We start from the raw sequence: 19,897 nt of genomic DNA, 5'->3' as shown, positions 1-19,897 counted from the left end.
TCTAGTCCGCCTTCCTGAGATCGAGCACGATCGCGTTGGCATACAGCCAGGCCGCAATCACCAGCAAGAAGTAAAGGACGTCGCGGATATCCAGCACACCCTTGCTGAGCGAATTGAAGTGGGTGAGGAACGACAGGCCCGAGATCGCATCGAGTACCGCGGTCGGCAGCCAGCCCGAGAAGAAGTTCAGCACCAGCGGAAAGCCGGCCAGCATGAACAGGAAGCAGATCACCACGGTCACGATGAAGGCAACGACCTGGTTGCGGTTGGCCGCTGAAATACAGGCGCCGATGGCCAGAAATCCGCCGGCCATCAGCAGGCTGCCGAGGTAGGCGGCGACGATGACGCCATTGTCCGGATCGCCGAGGTAGTTGACCGTGAGCCAGATCGGGAAGGTGAGGGCGAGAGCGACAGCGATAAACAGCCATGCCGCCAGAAACTTGCCCAGCACCGCCTGCCACATGGTCACCGGCAGGGTCATCAGCAGCTCGATGCTGCCGCTCTTGCGCTCTTCTGCCCAGAGACGCATGGCAATGGCCGGAACCAGAAACAGATAGAGCCAGGGGTGGAAATTGAAGAAAGGCGTCAGGTCGGCCTGCCCGCGTTCGTAAAATCCGCCGAGATAAAAGGTGAAGACGCCCATCATCGCCAGGAAGATCACGATGAATACATAGGCGAGCGGCGTGGCAAAGTAGCTGCGCAGTTCACGTCCGGCGATGATGCGGATGGCACCCATCACGCTGCCTCGTCCGTGGTGATGCTGCGGAAGACCTCGTCGAGCCGGCCAGCTTCAAGGCGCAGGTTCTCCATCGGCCAGCGGCGGGCACCGGCCAGATCGCCGATCACGGTCAGCAGCGCAGCGCCGGATTTCGGAAAAGCGGTAACCGAGTACTCATGCTCGTCGACTTCAGTGTGATCGACTTCCGCCAGCCGTCGCAGGTCATCGGTCACGGCGGCAAGATCGGCGCTATGCGCGAGGCGGATGGTTACCGCATTGTGATAACGCGAGCGGTGGATCAGCGTTTCAGGCGTTTCATCGGCCACGATCCGTCCCCTGGCGATGATGATCGCCCGAGTGCAGACCGCATCCACCTCTTCGAGTATGTGCGTGGAGATGACGATGATCTTCCGGGCTGCCATCGCGTTGATGAGTTCACGGACTTCGTGCTTCTGGTTCGGGTCGAGCCCGTCGGTCGGCTCGTCGAGAATCAGCACCGGCGGGTCATGCAGGATGGTCTGGGCGAGCCCTACACGGCGCCGGAAGCCCTTTGACAGTGTCTCTATCGGCTGCTTCAGTACCGGCCCGAGCTGCAGCCGCGCGCAGACCTCGTCGATGCGGCTTCTGAGTGCGGCCCCACTCAAGCCCCGGATCCGGCCGATGAACTGCAGAAATTCCCCCGGGGCCATCTCGCCATAGGACGGCGCGCCTTCGGGCAGGTAGCCGAGCAGCCGTTTTGCTTCCAGCGGCTGGCTGTCGATGCGGAAACCGCAGATTTCCGCGTAACCGGCGCTGGCCGGCACGAAGCCCGCCAGCATGCGCATTGTGGTGGTCTTGCCGGCGCCATTCGGGCCCAGAAAGCCCAGCACTTCGCCGGGACGCACGGTGAATGAGATGTCGTCTACGGCCCTGAGCGGTCCGTAGTTCCTGCTGAGTCCTTCTGCCCTGATCATCGCTCCGATCCTGATCGCGCCACAGCCGGGATCATCAGTACGTTCAGAACCGCAATCATAGCGACCATGGTCACAACTGAAAACGACAGAAAATAGTCGCCGCTGGTGGTGCGGATCTGTCCGGCGAGCAGCGTGCCCAGTGCGCCACCCATGGTGTCGATGAAAATGATCACGCCGAGTATGCGGCCGAGCGCCAGCTGTCCGAAGCTCTCGACGGCGACCAGCTGGATGAGCGTGAAGCTGCCGCCGAAGCCGAGACCGAACACGATCGCGAATGCGGCCAGCCGCAGGTGATCGTGCGTCAGGCCCGGCACGCCGTCTTCCAGACTGAACAGTTGCAGACAGCCCGTCAGCAGGACAATGCTGGCGACGAGCATCATGCTGCGCTTCGTGAAACGGTCGCTGATCGCACCGAAGAGGAATTTTCCGGCCACGCTGCAGGCGAGCAGCATCGAGTAGAGCTGGGTGGCGTTTACCGGCTCGAAGCCTGCGTCTTTTTCCAGATAGATGGTGAACTGGCTGGTGATGGCCTGGATTGAAAACCAGATGCTGGCCGAGCCAATGGCCAGACACCAGAGCGTGCGCGAACGCAGTGCGTCGGCAAAGGGCACGCCTTCGCGCAGTTCTTCCCCGTCGGTGCTGCCAGACGGCGCACCTGTTGCACCGTCTGGAAACTGGCCGACGCTGCGCGGCGATTCGCGCAGCACCAGAAAGCCGGGCAGCACCGCAAACAGCCAGAATGCGGCCGCGAGCACACCGAACCCCACCCGCCAGCCCAGTGCCGGGTCATTGACCAGTGACGCGATGGATACCGGCAGCGTTGCTCCAGCCAGACTGGAGCCGGCCACCAGCAGGCCTACCACGGTACCGCGCCTGGTGATGAACCAGTTCGACAGCAGCACGACGTTGGGCATCAGGCCGGAAAACACCAGGCCGACCGCGATGGCCGCGTGCAGTACATAGAGTTGCTGCAGGCTCTGCGCAAAGGGATAGGCAGTGAAGGTGAGTGCCAGCACCATCAGCCCGGTGCGAATCACGCGTACCACGCCAAGACGATCGATCGCCGCACCGACGAAGGGTGCCATGAGACCGGCAAGCGCAAAGCTTATGGCCGTCGTGCGACTGACTTCGGCCGGTGTCGCATCGAAGGTTTCCATGAAGCGCGGAAACAGGTTTTGCGGCACATAGAGCGACAGGCCGTTGGTAAAGAAAAAGACGACCAGGCAGCAGCTGGCGATGTACCAGCCATAGAATCGCGGGCGCCGTTCAGCCCTCAAAGCAGGTCGCCATCGGTATCCACAAGCTGTATGGAATCAAAGCCGAGTTTCCCGAGTCCGGGCTCGATCAGCGCGCGGTCACCGACCACCACGAAGACCAGGTTCCCGGGCTGCAGATAATCGCGCGCCGCCTGGTTGACCTGCTCCGGCGTGAGGCTGCGCACTGCATCGGCATAGGTTGCCCAGTAGTTGTCGGGCAGACCGAATTCAACCAGCTTGCTGATCGAGCCGAGTACTGCGCTGCCGGTTTCCCACTGGCCTGGCAGGGACAGCGTATTGCTGCGTTTTACCAGCGCAACCTCATCGGCGGTCGCCGGCCTGTCGGTGGCGAGATCGGTGATCTCCTTGCGGATCTCGCTGAGCGACTCGGCGGTCTTGTCTGACTGGACAGCGGCGTAGGCAAGCAGGGGCCGTTGCCCGCGGGCATCATAGGCCAGGCTGTAGGCGCCGTAAGACCAGTGCTTTTCTTCGCGCAGATTCATGTTGAGTCGCGCCGTGAACTGCCCGCCCAGCACGTCATTCATGGCCTCGATGGCGATGTCGTCCGGGGTGGAGCGCGGTGGAATCAGCTGGCCGGCAAAGATCACCGACTGCTCGGCGCCAGGCTTGTCGACCAGGTACAGCACGTGCCCCGGTTTCGGACTGACCTCACCGATACGCTTGGCCGGGATTTCGCCCGGCTGCCAGTTGCGAAACAGCTGCTCGAGCTTTGGCTTGAGCGTTGCAACCGAGACCGGACCGACAGCGATCAGCGTGGCGTGATTCGGCCGGAACCAGGCCTGATGGAAATTCACCAGATCCTCGCGGCTCAGCGCCTTCAGGGTGGCTTCGGTGCCCGTGCCGGTGAGTGGCTGCGCATAGGCGTGGCCCGCACCAAACAGCAGTTTGGGCAATACGCGCAGCGCCATCGATGTCGGCTGGGTCTTTTCCTGGCTGAGTGCCGCAAGGTAGTTCTTGCGTACCCGCTCGAGTTCCTTGTCGGGGAATACCGGGTTGAGGACCACATCGGCAAAGATGTCCAGCGAGGGATCCAGCTTGTCGGCGAGCGCCGACAGGCTGACGGACGATGAATCGAGGCCGGACCCGGCACTCAAGCTGGCGCCGAGCAGGGCCAGCTGTTCGCTGATCTGCAGCGTGTCGCGCGTCTTCGTGCCCTCGTCGAGCATGGCCATGCCGAGGTTTGCCGTGCCGGGGCGAGCGAACTGGTCCGCCGCAAAGCCTGCATCCAGCACCAGCTTGATGCCGACCACTGGCACCTCCGGCCGTTCGACGACGATGAGCTTGAGTCCGTTGCTGAGCGTTGCGCGCTCGAAGGCCGGGAAGCTGACCGGTGTTTCGCCCACCGGCATCGGCATGCTGCTGCGGTCTGCGCCCGTATCCGCAGCCTTGAGTTGTTCCGCCGGCGTCACCTCAAGGACGAACGGCGCATTCGTGACCCACTTCTGCACCACTGCGCTGAGGTCCGCTGTCGTTGCCGCCTGGCCATCCGCGAGTGCCTGCTTCCAGGCATCAGGCCGGCCACCGTAGACCATGCTTTCCGCCAGTACGCCGGACTTGCCGGAAAAACCGCCGACTTTCTCGATGCCGCGCAGAAATCCCGCGCGCTGCTGCGTCTTGACCCGCTCCAGTTCCCTGGCGGTGGGTCCTTCGCGACGGAAGCGCTCCAGTTCTTCATTGATGGCGCTTTCGATCCTGGCGAGGCTGACGCCGGGCTGCGCGGATGCCTGGAGATAAGTGATACCGGCGATTTCCAGGGCGAGCGGACCGAACTCGACGTCGGACGCCAGCTGATCCTTGTAGACCAGGCGCTGATAAAGCCGCGAATTCTTGTCGCCGGCGAGTACCGCGGCGGCGAGTTCCAGCTGGTGGGCATCGCGCGTGCCCCAGCGCGGACCAGTCCAGGCCAGATAGATGCGTGCCTGCGCGACGCGGTCCTGCATCTCCTGGCGGCGCGGCAGCGGATGCTCGGGGATCCATTCCTCCAGGCGCGTCGCGGACGGTCCTGGCGGGATATCGCCGAAATACTTCTCGGCCCTGGCAAAGACGTCTTCGCTGTCGACATCACCGGCAATCACGACAACCGCGTTGTTCGGGCCATACCAGGTTTCGAACCAGTGACGCACATCATCGAGACTGGCTGCGTTGAGGTCATCCATCGAGCCGATTGCTTCCCATGAGTAGGGGTGATCCGGCGGGAACAGCTGTTTCAGGATCAGCTCGAAGACCTTCCCGTATGGCTGGTTGTCGCCCTGGCGCTTTTCGTTCTGTACCACGCCGCGCTGTTCGTCGAGCTTGGCCTGGGTGATCGAACCCTTGAAGTGGCCCATGCGGTCGGATTCGAGCCAGAGCGCGGTATCAAGCGCGTTTTTCGGCACGGTCTGGAAATAGTTGGTGCGGTCGAAGAAGGTCGTACCGTTGAGGTCGGTGGCACCGAGTTCCTGCAGCGTGTTGAGATACTCGCCCTTCAGGTTTTCCGAACCCTGGAACATCAGGTGCTCGAAGAGGTGCGCAAACCCGGTATGTCCCGGCGCCTCGTTTTTCGACCCGACGTGGTACCAGACATTCACCGCAACGATCGGTGCCTTGTGGTCTTCATGCACCACCACCGTCAGGCCATTGCCGAGTTGCCGGACCGTGAAGGGAATATCCACCGGCGCGACCGGTGCGGACCAGCCCGACAGGGGGCAGAGCAGGGCGGCGGCGAGAAATGTACGAAGTACGTGCATGAGTTTTTGGGTCCAGCCTGAAGGCGGCGATTCTAACCGCGACGAATACACGGCGAAAATGCCAAAATGGAAAGATGCAGCAACCGGCACCGCAGCGGACACTATATCCCGCCCTCGAACCCTGGGATTCGGGGTATCTGCGAGTCTCCAGTCTGCACGAGATCTACTACGAGCAGTGTGGCAATCCGCAAGGGAAACCGGCGGTCTTTCTGCACGGCGGGCCTGGCGGCGGTGGCGACACGACGCCGCGGCGATTCTTCGATCCGGCCCGTTACCGGATCATCCTGCTCGATCAGCGTGGTTGCGGGCGCAGCCGGCCACATGCGGAGCTGCGCGAGAACACCACGTGGGACCTGATCGACGATATCGAAGCCCTGCGCGAGCGACTCGGCATCAGAAGCTGGCTGGTCTTCGGCGGCTCCTGGGGCAGCACGCTGGCACTTTTTTATGCCGAGAAACACCCGCAGCACGTCAGCGAGCTGGTGCTGCGTGGCATTTTTCTGCTGCGCGACAAGGAAATCGCCTGGTTTTACCAGTACGGTGCGAGCGAGATCTTTCCGGATGCCTGGGAGCGCTACCTGAATTTCATACCGGCCGCAGAGCGCGGCGACCTGCTTCATGCTTATCATCGCCGGTTGACGGGGGCAGATCCGGCGCTTGCACTGGAAGCGGCGAAGATCTGGTCGGTCTGGGAGGGCAGCACCAGTCATCTGCTGGATGCCGGATCGACGGTTGAGCGTTTCGGCGCTGACGAGTTCGCGCTGGCCTTTGCGCGCATCGAGGCTCACTATTTCGTCAATCAGGCATTTGCGGAGCATCCGGACCAGATCCTGCGCGACATCGGCCGGATCCGGCATATTCCGGCGGTGATCGTTCAGGGTCGGTATGACATCGTCTGTCCGATGACCAGCGCATGGGATCTGCACAAGGCCTGGCCGGAAGCCCAGCTGCGTATCGTGCCGGATGCCGGGCACTCGGCCTTCGAGCCGGGTATCGTGCATGAACTGATCACGGCAACAGACCGGTTTTCCGGCAACCGAAGTCCAGGCGATGCTATATATGAATGACCAGACCCTGCTGATCACCAACGCGCTTATCTGCAATGAAGGCCGGGTGGTCGCCGGTGATGTGCTTGTCCGGCGCGGACGTATCGAGAAGGTTGCGCGGGAAATTCCGGCCGGGCGGGTGGACCGCATCCTGGACGCGGGCGGGAAATACCTGTTGCCTGGTTTCATCGACGATCAGGTGCATTTCCGTGAGCCGGGCCTGACCCACAAGGCCACCATCAGCACCGAGTCGGCGGCAGCGGTGGCCGGGGGCATCACCAGCTACATGGATATGCCGAACACCATTCCGAATGTCACGAGCCGCCCCGTGCTCATGGACAAGTACCGCCTGGCCCGCGGCCGGTCCCATGCCAACTACTCCTTCTATTTCGGTGCGGCGAACGACAATCTTGATGAAATCCGCGCGCTGCGGCCCGGCGACTGCTGTGCCGTAAAGCTGTTCATGGGTTCGTCCACCGGCAACATGCTTGTCGATGATCCCGAGACACTGGAGCGCATCTTTGCCGACTGTCCGATGCTGATTGCGACCCACTGCGAAGACACGCCGATGATCAAGGCCAATGAAGCGCGGTTCCGCGAGCAGTACGGCGAGGATGTGCCGTTTTCGGCGCATCCGCAGATCCGTTCGCCCGAGTCTGCCTGGAAGTCTTCTGAACTTGCGGTGAGTCTCGCCCGGCGCCATGGCGCACGGCTGCATGTGCTGCACCTGTCGACGGCGCGCGAACTGGAACTGTTCGCACCGGGGGCGCTCAATGGCAAGCGGATTACCGCTGAAGTTTGCGTCCACATGCTGCATTTCGATGACAGTGCCTATGCCGAAAGGGGCGCCCGCATCAAGTGCAATCCGCCGATCCGCAGCGCTGCGGATCGCAAGGCCCTGCTCGGCGGCCTGATCGACGGGCGGCTTGCGGTGATTGCCACCGACCATGCGCCGCATACGCTGGCGGAAAAGAACGAGAAGTATTTCAAGGCACCTTCCGGCTTGCCGCTCGTGCAGCATGCGTTGCTCATGCTGCTGGAACATGTGCACGATGGCACGCTGCCGCTGGAGCTGATCGTCGAGAAGACCAGCCACTCGGTGGCGGATCTGTTCGGCATCCGCGAGCGGGGCTATATCCGCGAGGGCTACTGGGCTGATCTCGTGCTGATCGACCACAGGCGGCCGACGCTGGTACGTCGTGAAGATGTACTGTCGAAATGCGGCTGGTCGCCGTTCGAGGGCGATACTTTCCGCTCTTCCATCGTCACGACAATCGTCAACGGCGTGGTGGCATATGAGGACGGTCGCGTCACCTCCGCGATTGCCGGACAGCGACTGGACTGCGGTGGAGCAGAAAGATAATGAGGTATCCAAAGATGACGGTTTTTTTCGGTGTAGTCCTTGTGCTGCTGGCCTGGCTGCTGGTCTCCGGCATCGAGGGCAAGCGGGAAATGGCCGCATTGAATCCACCGGCATCGACGCCGGGTACCGGTGCCGTACTGGTCATCGGCGGCACCCGGGCCACCGGTCTCGAGGTGGTGCGCCTCCTGCGCGCAAGGGGCGACGAGGTGGTGGTGCTGGTCCGGCCAGAGTCGGATGGCAGTGCCGCGGAGCAGCTGGGCGCACGCGTGGTGCGCGGTGATGCGATGAACCAGCCGGATATCGCCGCGGCACTCGAAAGCGGCCAGTTCCGGGCTGTGGTTTCGACGCTCGGGGCCCGTGCGGTAAAGGGTGCGCGACCGGATTTCGAAGGTAACCGGAATGCGATGGATGCGGCCCGTTCGGCAGGCGTAACGCGCTTTGTGCTGGTTACCGTGATCGGCGCAGGTGACTCCCGTGAGGCCTCACCGTGGATCGCACGGCGTGTTCTCGACGCCGTCATGAAAGAAAAGACCAAGGCCGAGGACTACCTGAAAACCAGCGGGCTGAAATACACGATCATTCGTCCCGGCGGGCTGCTGGATAAAGAAGCCCAGGGCAGGGCTTACCTGACCGAAGACACGCGCTCGATGAGCTGGATCCGCCGCGCTGACCTGGCGCGTCTCGTCGTGCAGGCGCTCGACGACCCGCAGGCAATCGGCAAGACTTACCATGCTTTCGATCCGGACCGGACCCGCTTCTGGTCGATTCCGGCCAATTGAGCTGCGGTGCTGCATCCCCGGGAGATTAAGTAAATGAGTGCCATGAAATCAGATGCCTGCCGGCGCAACCGGATCACGGGAAATCCCGATTTGCTTTCGGGGTCGGCTATGTATAATCACGCCTCTTTTTGGCCCGGGCGTGGCCCGGATCGCTGCCGATCAAGGCAACAATCTATCCGGAAATCGACGTGACAACGTCTCCTCCCGCCAGCGGCAAGATGCCGCCAACCGATACCAAAAATCCCGATTACTTCCACAGAGTCGTGGACTGCCAGTGGGCATGCCCTGCGCATACCGATGTGCCGGGCTATATCCGGCTGATAGCACAGGGGAAGTACACGGAAGCCTACATGCTGAACCGGGAGTCGAATGTATTCCCGGGGATTCTCGGCCGTGTCTGTGACCGTCCCTGTGAACCGGCCTGCCGGCGCGGCAGGGTCGAAGAAAAACCGGTAGCCATCTGCCGCCTCAAACGCGTTGCAGCAGATCTTGCTGACGACTATTCCGCTTGGCTGCCCACGGCGCCGGCGCAGAAGAATGGCAAGCGCGTGGCCTGTATCGGTGCCGGTCCGGCTTCGCTGACCGTCGCCAATGACCTCTTGCCGCTCGGCTATGAAGTGGTGATCTTCGAGGGCCTGGAGGTGCCGGGCGGTCTGATGCGCTCGAACATCCCGTCCTTCCGCCTGCCTGCCGATGTGCTGGATCGCGAGATCGGCGATATCGTCGGGATGGGCGCCGATCTCCGGCTCGGCCAGCGCATCGAGAGCATGCGCAAGCTGTTGGGCGACGGTTTCGATGCGATTTTCGTCGGCACGGGTGCGCCCCATGGCAAGGAGCTCAAGCTGCCTGGCCGGGACGACGATCCGGCCCATGTGCACATCGGCATCGCGTGGCTCGAGTCGGTGGCTTTCGAGCACATCAAGACCATCGGCGAAAAGGTGCTGATCATCGGCGTTGGCAATACGGCGATGGACTGCTGCCGTACCTCGATGCGGCTCGGTGCGAAGAACGTCAAGGTGATCGCCCGCAAGCCGCGCCAGTTCTTCAAGGCCTCCCCCTGGGAACTCGAGGATGCCGAGGAGGAGCACGTCGAAATCATCGTCAACCGCTCGCCAAAGGCATTTGTCAGCGAGAACGGCAGGCTCAAGGGCATGGTGTTCGACATCATGGAATACGAGCTGGATGCCAGGGGGCGTATCACCGCCGAGAAGATCACCGGCGAAGAGTTCATGCCGGCGGACGATGTGGTGCTGGCCATCGGACAGGAGAATGCTTTCCCCTGGATCGAGCGCGACCTCGGTATCGAATTCGACAAGTGGAGCGTGCCGGTCGTCGATAAAGTGACCTTCCACTCCACGCGCCCCGGCGTCTTTTTCGGTGGCGATGCGGCTTTCGGTCCGAAGAACATCATCTGGGCGGTCGAGCAGGGTCACCAGGCGGCCATTTCGGTCCACAAGTACTGCCAGGGTGAGGATCTGTCCGAGCGTCTTGCCGATGGCATGACCTTGCAGAGCTCGAAGATGGGCATGCACGAATGGGCGTACAGCAACAACTACAACAGCGTCGAGCGCCGCCTGGTTCCGCAGGTGGGACTCAAGGAACGGTTCAGGAAGCTGAACATCGAGGTGGAGCTGGGCTACACGCCGGAGCAGTTCACTGAAGAGGTTGAGCGCTGCCTGAACTGCGACATACAGACGGTATTCACCGAAAAGCTCTGCATCGAATGTGATGCATGCGTGGACATCTGTCCGACCGACTGCCTGACCATGACGGAGCCCGGCACCGAGGCTGATCTGCGTACACGACTGACGGCACCGGCCAAGAACATCGACGAGCCGCTGTATGTCTCCGGCCCGCTGCCGCAGACCCGGCGCGTGATGGTCAAGGATGAGGATCTCTGCGTGCATTGCGGACTCTGCGCCGAGCGCTGTCCGACCGCGGCATGGGATATGCAGGAGTTCCGTCTGCTGCGGCCATACGCCATCGACGAAGGCGCGCCACCGGCGGGCAGCGACCGAAAATTCGGCACCTGAGGCACACGTCAAACACCCTTTCTTCAACCGCTGTCCTGGACAGCGACGCCCAGCACGCGAAGGTCAGGCTACATGAGCAGCTCTGCAACAGGTCCTAAAGACAACGACTTTACGGTCAGGATCGCCAACGTGAACGGCACCGGCTCCGCCAGTGCCAACGCCATGCTGATGAAGGCCCTGTTTCGCATGGGCATTCCGGTTTGCGGCAAGAACTACTTTCCGTCGAACATCCAGGGACTGCCAACCTGGTACGAGGTCCGTGCAAGTGGCCATGGGCACCTGGCCCGCTCGGGGCGCGTCGATGTAATGGTGGCGATGAATGCCGAGACCTATGCGCGTGACCATGCGTGCCTCGCGGCCGATGGCTACCTGATCTACGACTCGACCTGGCCGCGCAGCCAGATCTTCAATCGTGCGGACATCAATGTGGTAGGCGTGCCGCTGTCCCGGATCTGCAATGAGAACTTCGCCCAGGCGCGTTCGCGGATCCTGATGAAAAACATCATGTACGTGGGTGTGCTGGCGGCGCTGCTCGATATGGACATGCAGATCATCAAGGACCTGCTCAACGAGCAGTTCAAGGCAAAGGCCCACCTGCTCGATGCCAACCAGAAGGCGATCGATCTGGGCTACGCCTATGCGAAGGAGAATTTCAGCTGTCCTCTGCCGTTCCGCGCGGTGCCCATCGACAAGACCCGCGATCACATCATGATCGACGGCAACGCCACCTCCGCGCTCGGCTGCATGTATGCCGGAGCGACGGTCGGTGCGTGGTATCCGATTACGCCGTCGACATCGATCATGGACAACTTCAAAAAGTTCTGCGAGAAGTACCGCAAGGATCCGGAGACCGGCAAGTCGAACTTCTGCATTATCCAGGCGGAAGACGAGCTGGCTGCGATGGGTATGGTGCTGGGTGCCGGCTGGAACGGCGCGCGCTCCTTCACGCCGACCAGCGGCCCGGGCATCTCGCTGATGAGCGAGTTCCTGGGCTATGGATATTTCACGGAGATCCCGGCCGTACTCTTCGATGTGCAGCGATGCGGGCCTTCCACGGGCATGCCGACGCGCACCCAGCAGGCTGACCTGATGTCCTGCGCCTATGCATCACATGGAGATACACGGCATGTGCTGCTCTTCCCCGCGAATCCGGAGGAGGCCTTCTACCATGCCGTGCAGGCCTTTGATCTCGCCGAGCGGCTGCAGACGCCGGTGATCGTGCTTATCGATCTCGATATCGGCATGAACGACTGGATGTGCCGTGATCTGCAATGGGATGACGCATATCGACCGGATCGCGGCAAGGTGCTGACCGCCGAACAGATCGCCGCGCTTCCCAGGTTCAATCGGTATATGGATGCGGATGGCGACGGCATCGCGGCGCGTACCCTGCCCGGGACCCATCCGAAGGGTGCGTATTTCACTCGCGGTTCCGGTCACAACATGTATGGCGCCTATACGGAGGATGCCGGCGAATACAAAGCTGTCGTCGACCGGCTGCTGGTGAAGTTCGAGACGGCGAAGAAACTGGTACCGCAGGCCGAGATTCATGCGTCAGAAAAGACGAGGCTCGGCTTCATCACCATCGGCTCCAGCGACAATGCAGTGAAGGAAGCGCGCGCCGTGCTGGCTGAAGCCGGGGTCAACATCAACTATCTGCGCGTCAAGGGCTTCCCGTTCGGCAAGGAAGTGCAGGATTACATCGACAGCCACGAGCGCATTTACGTCGTGGAACAGAATCGCGACGCCCAGCTGCGCAGCATGCTGCTGCTGGAAACGCGCGTCGATCCCAACAAACTGGTGCCCGTACTTCACTATGACGGCTTGCCGATTCTGGCGGCAACGGTCATCGACGGCATCAACCAGGATCTTGCCCGGGGTAAAGCAGCATGAGTTACATCGGCAAACCAAAGGTTGCCCACCCGAACCTGCCACGCAACGAGTTGAACCTGACCGTCCGTGACTACGAGGGCGGCATGTCCACGCTTTGCGCGGGTTGTGGTCACGATTCAATCACCGGTGCGATCACACAGGCAATTTTCGAGCTGTCGATCCCGCCGCACCGGCTGGCGAAGCTTTCCGGTATCGGCTGTTCGTCGAAGACGCCGGCCTATTTCGCCAGCGCCTCGCACGGTTTCAATACGGTCCACGGACGCATGCCTTCCGTGGTCAGTGGCGCCAATGCGGCAAACAAGGATCTTCACTACATCGGCGTGTCGGGCGATGGCGACTCGTTGTCGATAGGTCTCGGCCAGTTCATGCACGCCGTTCGTCGCAACCTCAACATGCTCTACATCATCGAGAACAATGGTGTGTACGGGCTGACCAAGGGCCAGTTTTCCGCATCCGCCGATGTCGGTTCGACAGCCAAGAAGGGCGAGGCAAACCAGCAGCCGCCGATCGATCCCGTCCTGACCCTGCTCTCGATGGGTGCCACCTTCATCGCACGCAGCTTTTCAGGCGACCGCGAGCAGCTCGTCACGCTGATAAAGGCGGGCCTCAAACACCGCGGGCTGGCGATGATCGATGTGATCTCGCCCTGCGTGACTTTCAACAATCACGAAGGCTCGACCAAGAGTTACGAGTTCACGCGTGAGCACGCGCATGCAGCGAACTACCCGGACTTTGTGCCCCCGGCCAAAGAGATCCGCGCCGAGTATGCGGCCGGCCAGGCCATGCCTGTCCAGATGCACGATGGCAGCCGGATTGTGCTGCGCAAAGCCGACGGGGCCTATGACCCCACTGATTCGGTAGCGGCCTATCAGTACATACACAAGCACCGTGCCGCCGGGGAAATCGTGACCGGACTCATCTATATCGATGAGACGAAACCGGACATGCATGAGTTGGCCAATACGCCGCCGGAAGCGCTTGCGTCCCTGCCCTTTGCGAAGCTCTGCCCCGGCAAGAAGACGCTCGCCTCCATACAGAGCCGGTATCGCTAGACAATGCCGCCAGCGCCCATACCGAGGCGCATGCAGAAGGTGTTTGGCGCGTGATCAGCAAGATCACCGATATCAGCTACCGGCTGGGCCGACAGATCGTCATCGCGGTCATCGGCGGTACTCTTCTACTCGGTGGCGTCATCATGCTGGTGACGCCCGGCCCGGGCCTCGCGGCCATGCTGGCCGGACTGGCAGTCCTTGCCATTGAGTTTGCCTGGGCACGGATCTGGCTGAAGAAGCTCCGCGAAAGCGTCGGGCCGGTCGGCCAGGCTGCAGAGCGCTCGTGGATGCGCTGGCGGCAGCGCTTTTTCGGCCCGCGCGACAGCGGCAGCGATACAGGAAAAAAATAAAGGGCCCGCGTGGACTCGGCTGATGCCGTAGCCAGGGGCCCTTCAGGGCAGGGCTCCGAGGGGGAGTCGGAGTCCCGTCATACCAAGGCTCCAGTAATCTGCAAGTGGCGCCGCCAGGGGAAGACGGGGGTCGCGACGCCGAGACTAAAGCACTTGATGTATATGTCCTAGCAGGATTCGTGCCAAGTCCGCTGTCAATCAAATCAGGGGCTTGGCCATGCCGTCCTTCGCGATATTCCGTGACTTACGGAATATCGTTCAAAATCATCACGGAATTCCGTTTATACTGACCCGCATGGACGTCACGCAACGCTATCTGGCCCTGTTCAGGCAGGCACCGGTCATGGCCACGATCCTGGACGACGATGGCCAGATCCTCGACGTCAGCGATGTGTGGGCGGCGCGTATGGGTTATTCGCGGGAAGAGCTGCTGGGGCGTCGGCCCCGCGAACTGGCCAGTGCACCCAGTGCGCGCCGGATCCGTGAGCAATACATACCCCGGTTCCGTGAAACCGGTCGCCTGACCGGACTGGCCGTTGAGTTCGTGACTCGCGACGGCTCGACCTTCGAGGTATTCGCTACTACGACAGCGGAGTACGACGACGGCGGCGAGTTCCTGCATACCCTCTGTGTTTTTGCCGAAGTCTCCGATCGGGCGCTCCTGGAGCGGCGCTACCAGGACCACTACCAGTCTACGCCGGCGATGCTGCACACCATCGACCCGGATGGTCATATCACCGAAGTCAGCAACCACTGGCTCGACAAGCTGGGTTATGACCGCGATGAAGTGCTGGGCCGCTCGATCCTCGATTTCATGACTGATGAGTCCCGCCGGCCGCTGGAAGGGCGCATGCGGGAGATCATCAGCGAAGGTGAACGTCAGAACGTTTCCCGCCAGATGGTGACGAAGAGCGGGGAAGTGATCGATGTGCTGATGTCTTCAAAGACCGAGCGCGATGTCCGGGATGAGATCATCCGCACCTTTGTTGCCAGCAAGGACGTCACGGACCGTAATCGTGCCGAGGCGAACCTCAAGGTGGCCTATCAGGAAATCGCACGTCTCAAGGAGGAACTTGAGCGCGAGCGCGACTATCTTCGCGAGGAAGTCAGGGTGTCGATGAATTTCGGCCGCCTGGTAGGTGGCAGTCCGGCTCTGGGCGCGATGCTCGCGCGCATCGAGGCCGTTGCCGATACGCCGGCCAATGTGCTGATCATTGGCGAGACTGGCACGGGCAAGGAACTCGTTGCCCACGCGATCCACGCCCGCAGCGGCCGCGCCGATGCTCCGCTGGTAAAGGTCAACTGTGCATCGATTCCGCACGAGCTGTTCGAGAGCGAGTTCTTTGGCCATGTGCGTGGCGCGTTCACCGGTGCCCACCGTGACCGGGTTGGCCGGTTCCAGCTCGCGGACGGTGGCACGATCTTTCTCGATGAAGTTGGCGAGATCCCGATCGAGCTGCAGGGCAAGCTGCTCCGGGTCATTCAGGAGCGCCAGTTCGAGCGCGTGGGCGACGATACGACGCGCAGCGTCGATGTACGGGTGATTGCGGCGACCAACAAGGATCTGGAAAAAGCGGTTGAAGCCGGTGAGTTTCGCGAAGACCTCTACTATCGTCTCAGCGTATTTCCCGTTCAGGTGCCGCCGCTGCGGCGTCGTGCTGACGACGTCATACAGCTCGCCGTGCATTTTCTGGAGCAGGTCTGTCGCGAGTTTGGCCGGTCTGCGCCCATGCTTACGCAGGGGCAGGTCGAGGCGCTGCGCCGTTACGACTGGCCCGGCAACGTCCGTGAGCTCAAGAACGTGATAGAGCGCGCGGTGATCCTCTCCCGGGGCGGGGCCTTGCGTCTGGATCTGTCGCTGCCCGAAACTGGCGTTGTATCGCCAGCCAGTGTACCGGCGCCTGCAAACAACGCATTGGCAAGCACCGGTGCAGGGCAGGCTTCAGCAACCTTCCTGACGGAGGCAGAGATGAAGGAGCAGCAGCGGGCCAACCTGATCGCCGCCCTGAATGCCGCCAACTGGAAGATTTCCGGCAAAGGTGGTGCGGCAGACCGGCTGGGCATGCGGCCGACCACCCTGACCGACCGGATACGTGCACTGCGCATCAAACGTCCAGCGCCCGGCTGATCTTGCAGTGGCCAGCGACGGCATTGAACAGCAGCGCTGACGCCAGCGTCGCATTCCGGCACAATCCCGGAACCGCGCGGACGGGCCACGCGTGATTCCGGGAGACTACACAGACATGTTCCGTACGGAACCGGTGCGTGTTATTGCGGCTGTACTGTTGCTCTGGTTCGCGTATCCGGTGCACGCGCAGACCACCGAGCTGCCAGAGCCGGTAAGCAAGGCGCTCGTGCGGTACAAGCTCCCGCCTGCTTCATTCAGTGCTTTCGTGCAGAAGGTCGGGGCTGCCACACCGCTGCTGGCCTTCAATGAGAATGTGCCGCGCAATCCGGCTTCCACCATGAAGCTGCTGACTACTTTCGTGGCGCTGGAAGAACTCGGGCCCACCTATCAGTGGCGCACCGAGGTCTATGCCGACGGGCAGATCAAGGATGGCGTTCTCGACGGCGATCTGCTGGTCAAGGGGTACGGTGACCCCCTGCTGCTGACTGAACGCCTCTGGCTGTTGCAGCGGGAGTTGCGCAGCAACGGCGTGCAGCAGATCAATGGCGATCTGGTCATCGACAACAGCTGGTTTGCCCGCGAGGAACTCGATCCCGGTGCATTCGACGGCCAGGAATACCGCGTGTACAACGTCCTTCCTGATGCCCTGCTGGTCAACTTCCAGTCGGTGAATTTCATTTTTCGTCCGGATCCTGCCCGGCGGACGATCGGGATACTGAGCGATCCCGTACTCGCTGAGGTCCGGATTGAGAACAACATGCGGCTGTTCAACGGCGAGTGCAGCTCTGGTCGAAGCAGCATCAACATGGCCGTCAGTGGCGAGCCCGGTCACCCACGGGTGACATTTACCGGGCAGCTGGCCAATAACTGTTCCGAGTATCAGCTGGTTCGTTCACTGCTGGATGGCCCGGGCTACGCCTATGCCGCCTTCCGCGGTCTGTGGGAGGAGCAGGGAGGCAGCATCAAGGGGCAGATGCGGCTCGGTCAGGTGCCGGCGAGCAAGAAGCCCCTGCTGACGTTCGAGTCACCCCCGCTCGCCGAGGTGATCAGGCCGGTCAACAAGTTCAGCAACAACGTCATGACCCGGCAGATCTTCCTTACGCTCGCTGCTGAAAAGCTCGGGGCGCCCGGCACACTCGAGAAAGGGCGGCAGGTGATGGCGGATGCACTGGCCAGGCGAGGGCTCGACTTTCCTGAACTCCGGATCGGTAATGGTGCCGGCCTGTCGCGCGACAATCGTATCTCGGCGCGCAGTCTGGGTCGCCTGCTGCTTGCCGCCCGCAACAGCCCCTTCGGTGCCGAATTCCAGGCCTCGCTGTCGCTGGCGGGGCTGGATGGCACGACTCGTCGGCGGTTCCAGAAGGATTCGCTGGCCGGCCAGATGCACCTGAAGACCGGCACCCTGGACGGGGTAAGTGCCATTGCCGGCTATGTGCGTGACCAGTCCGGTGCGGAGTATGTGGTCGTTGCGATCGCCAATCAGCCCAAGGCGACCTGGGGTGGCGGCCAGGAGGCGCAAAATGCCCTGCTGCGCTGGGTAAACCGGCTATAGGTGGAGTTCAGATGGCCGACGGCCGCTGCAATTCGGGCTAGAATCTGCATACGGCGTTCAAGGCCAACCGATTCAGAAACGAGAGTCACAGCATGAAACTGGTCACCGCGATCATCAAACCCTTCCGTCTCGACGATGTGCGCAATGCGCTCTCCGAGGTCGGCGTCAACGGCATGACAGTTACCGAGGTTAAGGGGTTTGGCCGCCAGCGCGGGCATACCGAACTCTATCGGGGTGCCGAGTACGTGGTGGATTTCCTGCCCAAGTCGAAAATCGAGGTGGCGGTCGCCGATGATCTCGTTGAGCGCGTGGTCGAGGCGATTACGGCTGCGGCCCGCACCGGCAAGGTCGGCGATGGCAAGATCTTCGTCACCGACCTGCAGCACGTGTTGCGTATCCGTACCGGCGAGAGTGGCGACAACGCGCTCTGAGCCAGGGACCGGTCAGTTCCGCGCTCCTGCACCGCGGGCCCACCAGACGCGGGCCATCAGCAGGATCGCCAGCAGCCCGCAATAGATGAGCGGTTCGCGCACATCTTTTTTCACCAGCCAGTAGTAGTGCCAGCAGCCGAGCATGGCAATCGGGTAGATGAGCCTGTGCAGCTGTAACCAGCGCGTGCCCAGCCGTCGTTGCCATCCGGCAGTCGAGGTTGCCGCCAATGGCACCATCAGCAGGAATGCGGCCAGGCCCAGGGTGATATAGGGTCGTTTCAGAATGTCCTCGACGATCACGTCGATATCCAGCGAACGGTCGAGGAAGAAGTAGGTCAGGAAATGCAGGGCCAGATAGGCGAATGCCCACAGGCCAAGCAGGCGCCGGAAGCGCAGCGGCCAGGGCTTGCCGGTGAGCCGTCTCAGGGGCGTCATGGCGAGGGTCAGCAGCAAGAGCCGCAATCCCCATGTGCCGAGCACGTCGCGTATGTAGAGCTGCGGATTCGGGCCGGTCCGCAGGCCGCCAATCTCTGCGAGTGACAGGATCAACACGATCAGCGGCAAGCTGCATGCCAGATGCGCCAGTGGTTTTCCGACCAGCCGGATCTGCCGCGCGCTGACCACCGCTCAGAAATTCTTGACCAGATCGAGGCCTGTGTAGAGCGAAGCTACCTGCTCCGCATAGCCATTGAACATCAGCGTCTCCTGGCGGGCAGCAAACAGGCTGCCGAGACCCGAGGACACGCGCCGCTCGGTCGCCTGGCTCCAGCGCGGATGATCGACCTTCGGGTTCACATTGGCGTAAAAGCCGTATTCAGATGGCCCCGCGAGCGACCAGGTGGTGGGCGGACGCTTCTCGGTAAAGCTGATCCGGACGATGGACTTGATGCCCTTGAAGCCGTATTTCCACGGCACGATGAGGCGCAGCGGCGCACCGTTCTGCGCCGGCAGTTCGACGCCGTAGACGCCCACCACGAGCAGGGTCAGGGGATGCATGGCTTCCGCGATTGTGAGCCCCTCGACGTAGGGCCAGTCGAGCACGCGGCTTCGTTGCCCGGGCATCTCTTCTGGCCGGACGACCGTTTCGAAGGCCACGAATTTTGCTTTTGAGGTCGGTTTGTAGCGCTTCAGAACCGAGGCCAGTGGAATACCGACCCACGGCACGACCATCGACCAGGCTTCCACGCAGCGCATGCGATAGATCCGTTCCTCCAGCGCCTGTGCCTTGACGATGGTGTCGAAGTCGTACGTGCCCGGGGCTTCGGTTTCGCCGTCGATCCGCACTTTCCAGGGCTTTGGCTTGAAGCGGCCCGAGTTTTCTGCAGGATCGCCCTTGTCCGTACCGAATTCGTAGAAATTGTTGTAGCTGGTGATCTCGTCGAAGGTGTTTGGTGTGTCTTTCAGGCTGCCTGGCCAGCGCTGGACGCCGGTCAGCCGCCGGAAGCCTGCCGGGATCTCGCTGGCCGCAGCGGTTCCGGCCAGCAGCGCGCCGGCCCCGATGAAGCCGGCCGAGCGGAGCAGTTCGCGACGATTGAAGTAGTGCTGCGCCGGCGTGATTTCAGATGAATTGATGTCAGGGGGTTTGCGGATCAGCAT

General features: G+C 61.9%; 16 protein-coding genes. 10 read left to right on the top strand and 6 right to left on the bottom strand.

Going from position 1 to position 19,897, the window contains the following annotated elements; genetic code table 11:
- Position 1: 1 nt before the first annotated feature.
- Genes H6979_06215 through H6979_06200 form a run of 4 tightly spaced genes read right to left on the bottom strand, consistent with a single transcriptional unit; the run spans position 2 to position 5,674 of the window.
- A complete protein-coding gene (locus tag H6979_06215) occupies positions 2-736 on the bottom strand; it encodes an ABC transporter permease subunit (protein MCP5139432.1) in 735 nt (244 codons plus the stop codon).
- Positions 736-1,671 (bottom strand): ABC transporter ATP-binding protein, encoded by a 936-nt coding sequence (locus H6979_06210; GenBank protein MCP5139431.1) that lies wholly within the window; start codon positions 1,669-1,671, stop codon positions 736-738. Before H6979_06210 ends, H6979_06215 begins: the two co-directional genes overlap by 1 nt.
- Positions 1,668-2,948 (bottom strand): MFS transporter, encoded by a 1,281-nt coding sequence (locus H6979_06205; GenBank protein MCP5139430.1) that lies wholly within the window; start codon positions 2,946-2,948, stop codon positions 1,668-1,670. The genes H6979_06210 and H6979_06205 overlap by 4 nt, the downstream gene beginning before the upstream one ends.
- The gene (locus tag H6979_06200; GenBank protein ID MCP5139429.1) at positions 2,945-5,674 is read right to left on the bottom strand and encodes an insulinase family protein; all 2,730 of its coding nucleotides are present in this window, start codon (positions 5,672-5,674) and stop codon (positions 2,945-2,947) included. The genes H6979_06205 and H6979_06200 overlap by 4 nt, the downstream gene beginning before the upstream one ends.
- A 74-nt stretch (positions 5,675-5,748) precedes the next feature.
- On the opposite strand from H6979_06200, the gene pip reads away from it, so the two are divergent.
- The 10 genes from pip (at position 5,749) to glnK (ending at position 18,301) form a co-directional block, all read left to right on the top strand.
- Complete coding sequence (gene pip, locus H6979_06195) at positions 5,749-6,741, top strand: prolyl aminopeptidase (GenBank protein MCP5139428.1); 993 nt, start codon at positions 5,749-5,751, stop codon at positions 6,739-6,741.
- Positions 6,734-8,083 (top strand): dihydroorotase, encoded by a 1,350-nt coding sequence (locus H6979_06190; GenBank protein ID MCP5139427.1) that lies wholly within the window; start codon positions 6,734-6,736, stop codon positions 8,081-8,083. The genes pip and H6979_06190 overlap by 8 nt, the downstream gene beginning before the upstream one ends.
- A 14-nt stretch (positions 8,084-8,097) precedes the next feature.
- Positions 8,098-8,862, top strand: coding sequence for an SDR family oxidoreductase (locus H6979_06185; GenBank protein MCP5139426.1), 765 nt, complete (start codon positions 8,098-8,100; stop codon positions 8,860-8,862).
- 218 nt (positions 8,863-9,080) lie between these two features.
- The gene (locus H6979_06180; protein MCP5139425.1) at positions 9,081-10,895 is read left to right on the top strand and encodes an FAD-dependent oxidoreductase; all 1,815 of its coding nucleotides are present in this window, start codon (positions 9,081-9,083) and stop codon (positions 10,893-10,895) included.
- 72 nt (positions 10,896-10,967) lie between these two features.
- The gene (locus tag H6979_06175) at positions 10,968-12,788 is read left to right on the top strand and encodes a 2-oxoacid:acceptor oxidoreductase subunit alpha (GenBank protein MCP5139424.1); all 1,821 of its coding nucleotides are present in this window, start codon (positions 10,968-10,970) and stop codon (positions 12,786-12,788) included.
- Positions 12,785-13,840, top strand: coding sequence for a 2-oxoacid:ferredoxin oxidoreductase subunit beta (locus H6979_06170; GenBank protein ID MCP5139423.1), 1,056 nt, complete (start codon positions 12,785-12,787; stop codon positions 13,838-13,840). The genes H6979_06175 and H6979_06170 overlap by 4 nt, the downstream gene beginning before the upstream one ends.
- A gap of 50 nt (positions 13,841-13,890) precedes the next feature.
- Positions 13,891-14,190 carry a PGPGW domain-containing protein gene (locus H6979_06165; GenBank protein MCP5139422.1) on the top strand — a complete coding sequence of 100 codons (300 nt, stop codon included), beginning with the start codon at positions 13,891-13,893 and terminating at the stop codon, positions 14,188-14,190.
- A 295-nt stretch (positions 14,191-14,485) separates the two neighbouring features.
- Positions 14,486-16,318, top strand: coding sequence for a sigma 54-interacting transcriptional regulator (locus tag H6979_06160; protein ID MCP5139421.1), 1,833 nt, complete (start codon positions 14,486-14,488; stop codon positions 16,316-16,318).
- Between the two features lie 115 nt (positions 16,319-16,433).
- Positions 16,434-17,870, top strand: a complete 1,437-nt coding sequence (dacB, locus tag H6979_06155; GenBank protein MCP5139420.1) for a D-alanyl-D-alanine carboxypeptidase/D-alanyl-D-alanine-endopeptidase — start codon at positions 16,434-16,436, stop codon at positions 17,868-17,870.
- 92 nt (positions 17,871-17,962) lie between these two features.
- Positions 17,963-18,301, top strand: a complete 339-nt coding sequence (glnK, locus tag H6979_06150) for a P-II family nitrogen regulator (protein MCP5139419.1) — start codon at positions 17,963-17,965, stop codon at positions 18,299-18,301.
- Positions 18,302-18,313: 12 nt separating this feature from the next.
- On the opposite strand, the gene H6979_06145 is transcribed toward glnK, so the two are convergent.
- Positions 18,314-18,925 carry a sulfoxide reductase heme-binding subunit YedZ gene (locus H6979_06145; protein ID MCP5139418.1) on the bottom strand — a complete coding sequence of 204 codons (612 nt, stop codon included), beginning with the start codon at positions 18,923-18,925 and terminating at the stop codon, positions 18,314-18,316.
- A gap of 3 nt (positions 18,926-18,928) precedes the next feature.
- Positions 18,929-19,897: a protein-methionine-sulfoxide reductase catalytic subunit MsrP gene (gene msrP / locus H6979_06140; protein MCP5139417.1), complete on the bottom strand. Its 969-nt coding sequence runs from the start codon at positions 19,895-19,897 to the stop codon at positions 18,929-18,931.

This window comes from Chromatiales bacterium, assembly GCA_024234935.1.
Lineage (GTDB): Bacteria > Pseudomonadota > Gammaproteobacteria > Steroidobacterales.
The sequence above is the reverse complement of the archived record's forward strand: the minus strand, read 5'-3'. Positions and strand labels throughout refer to the sequence as shown.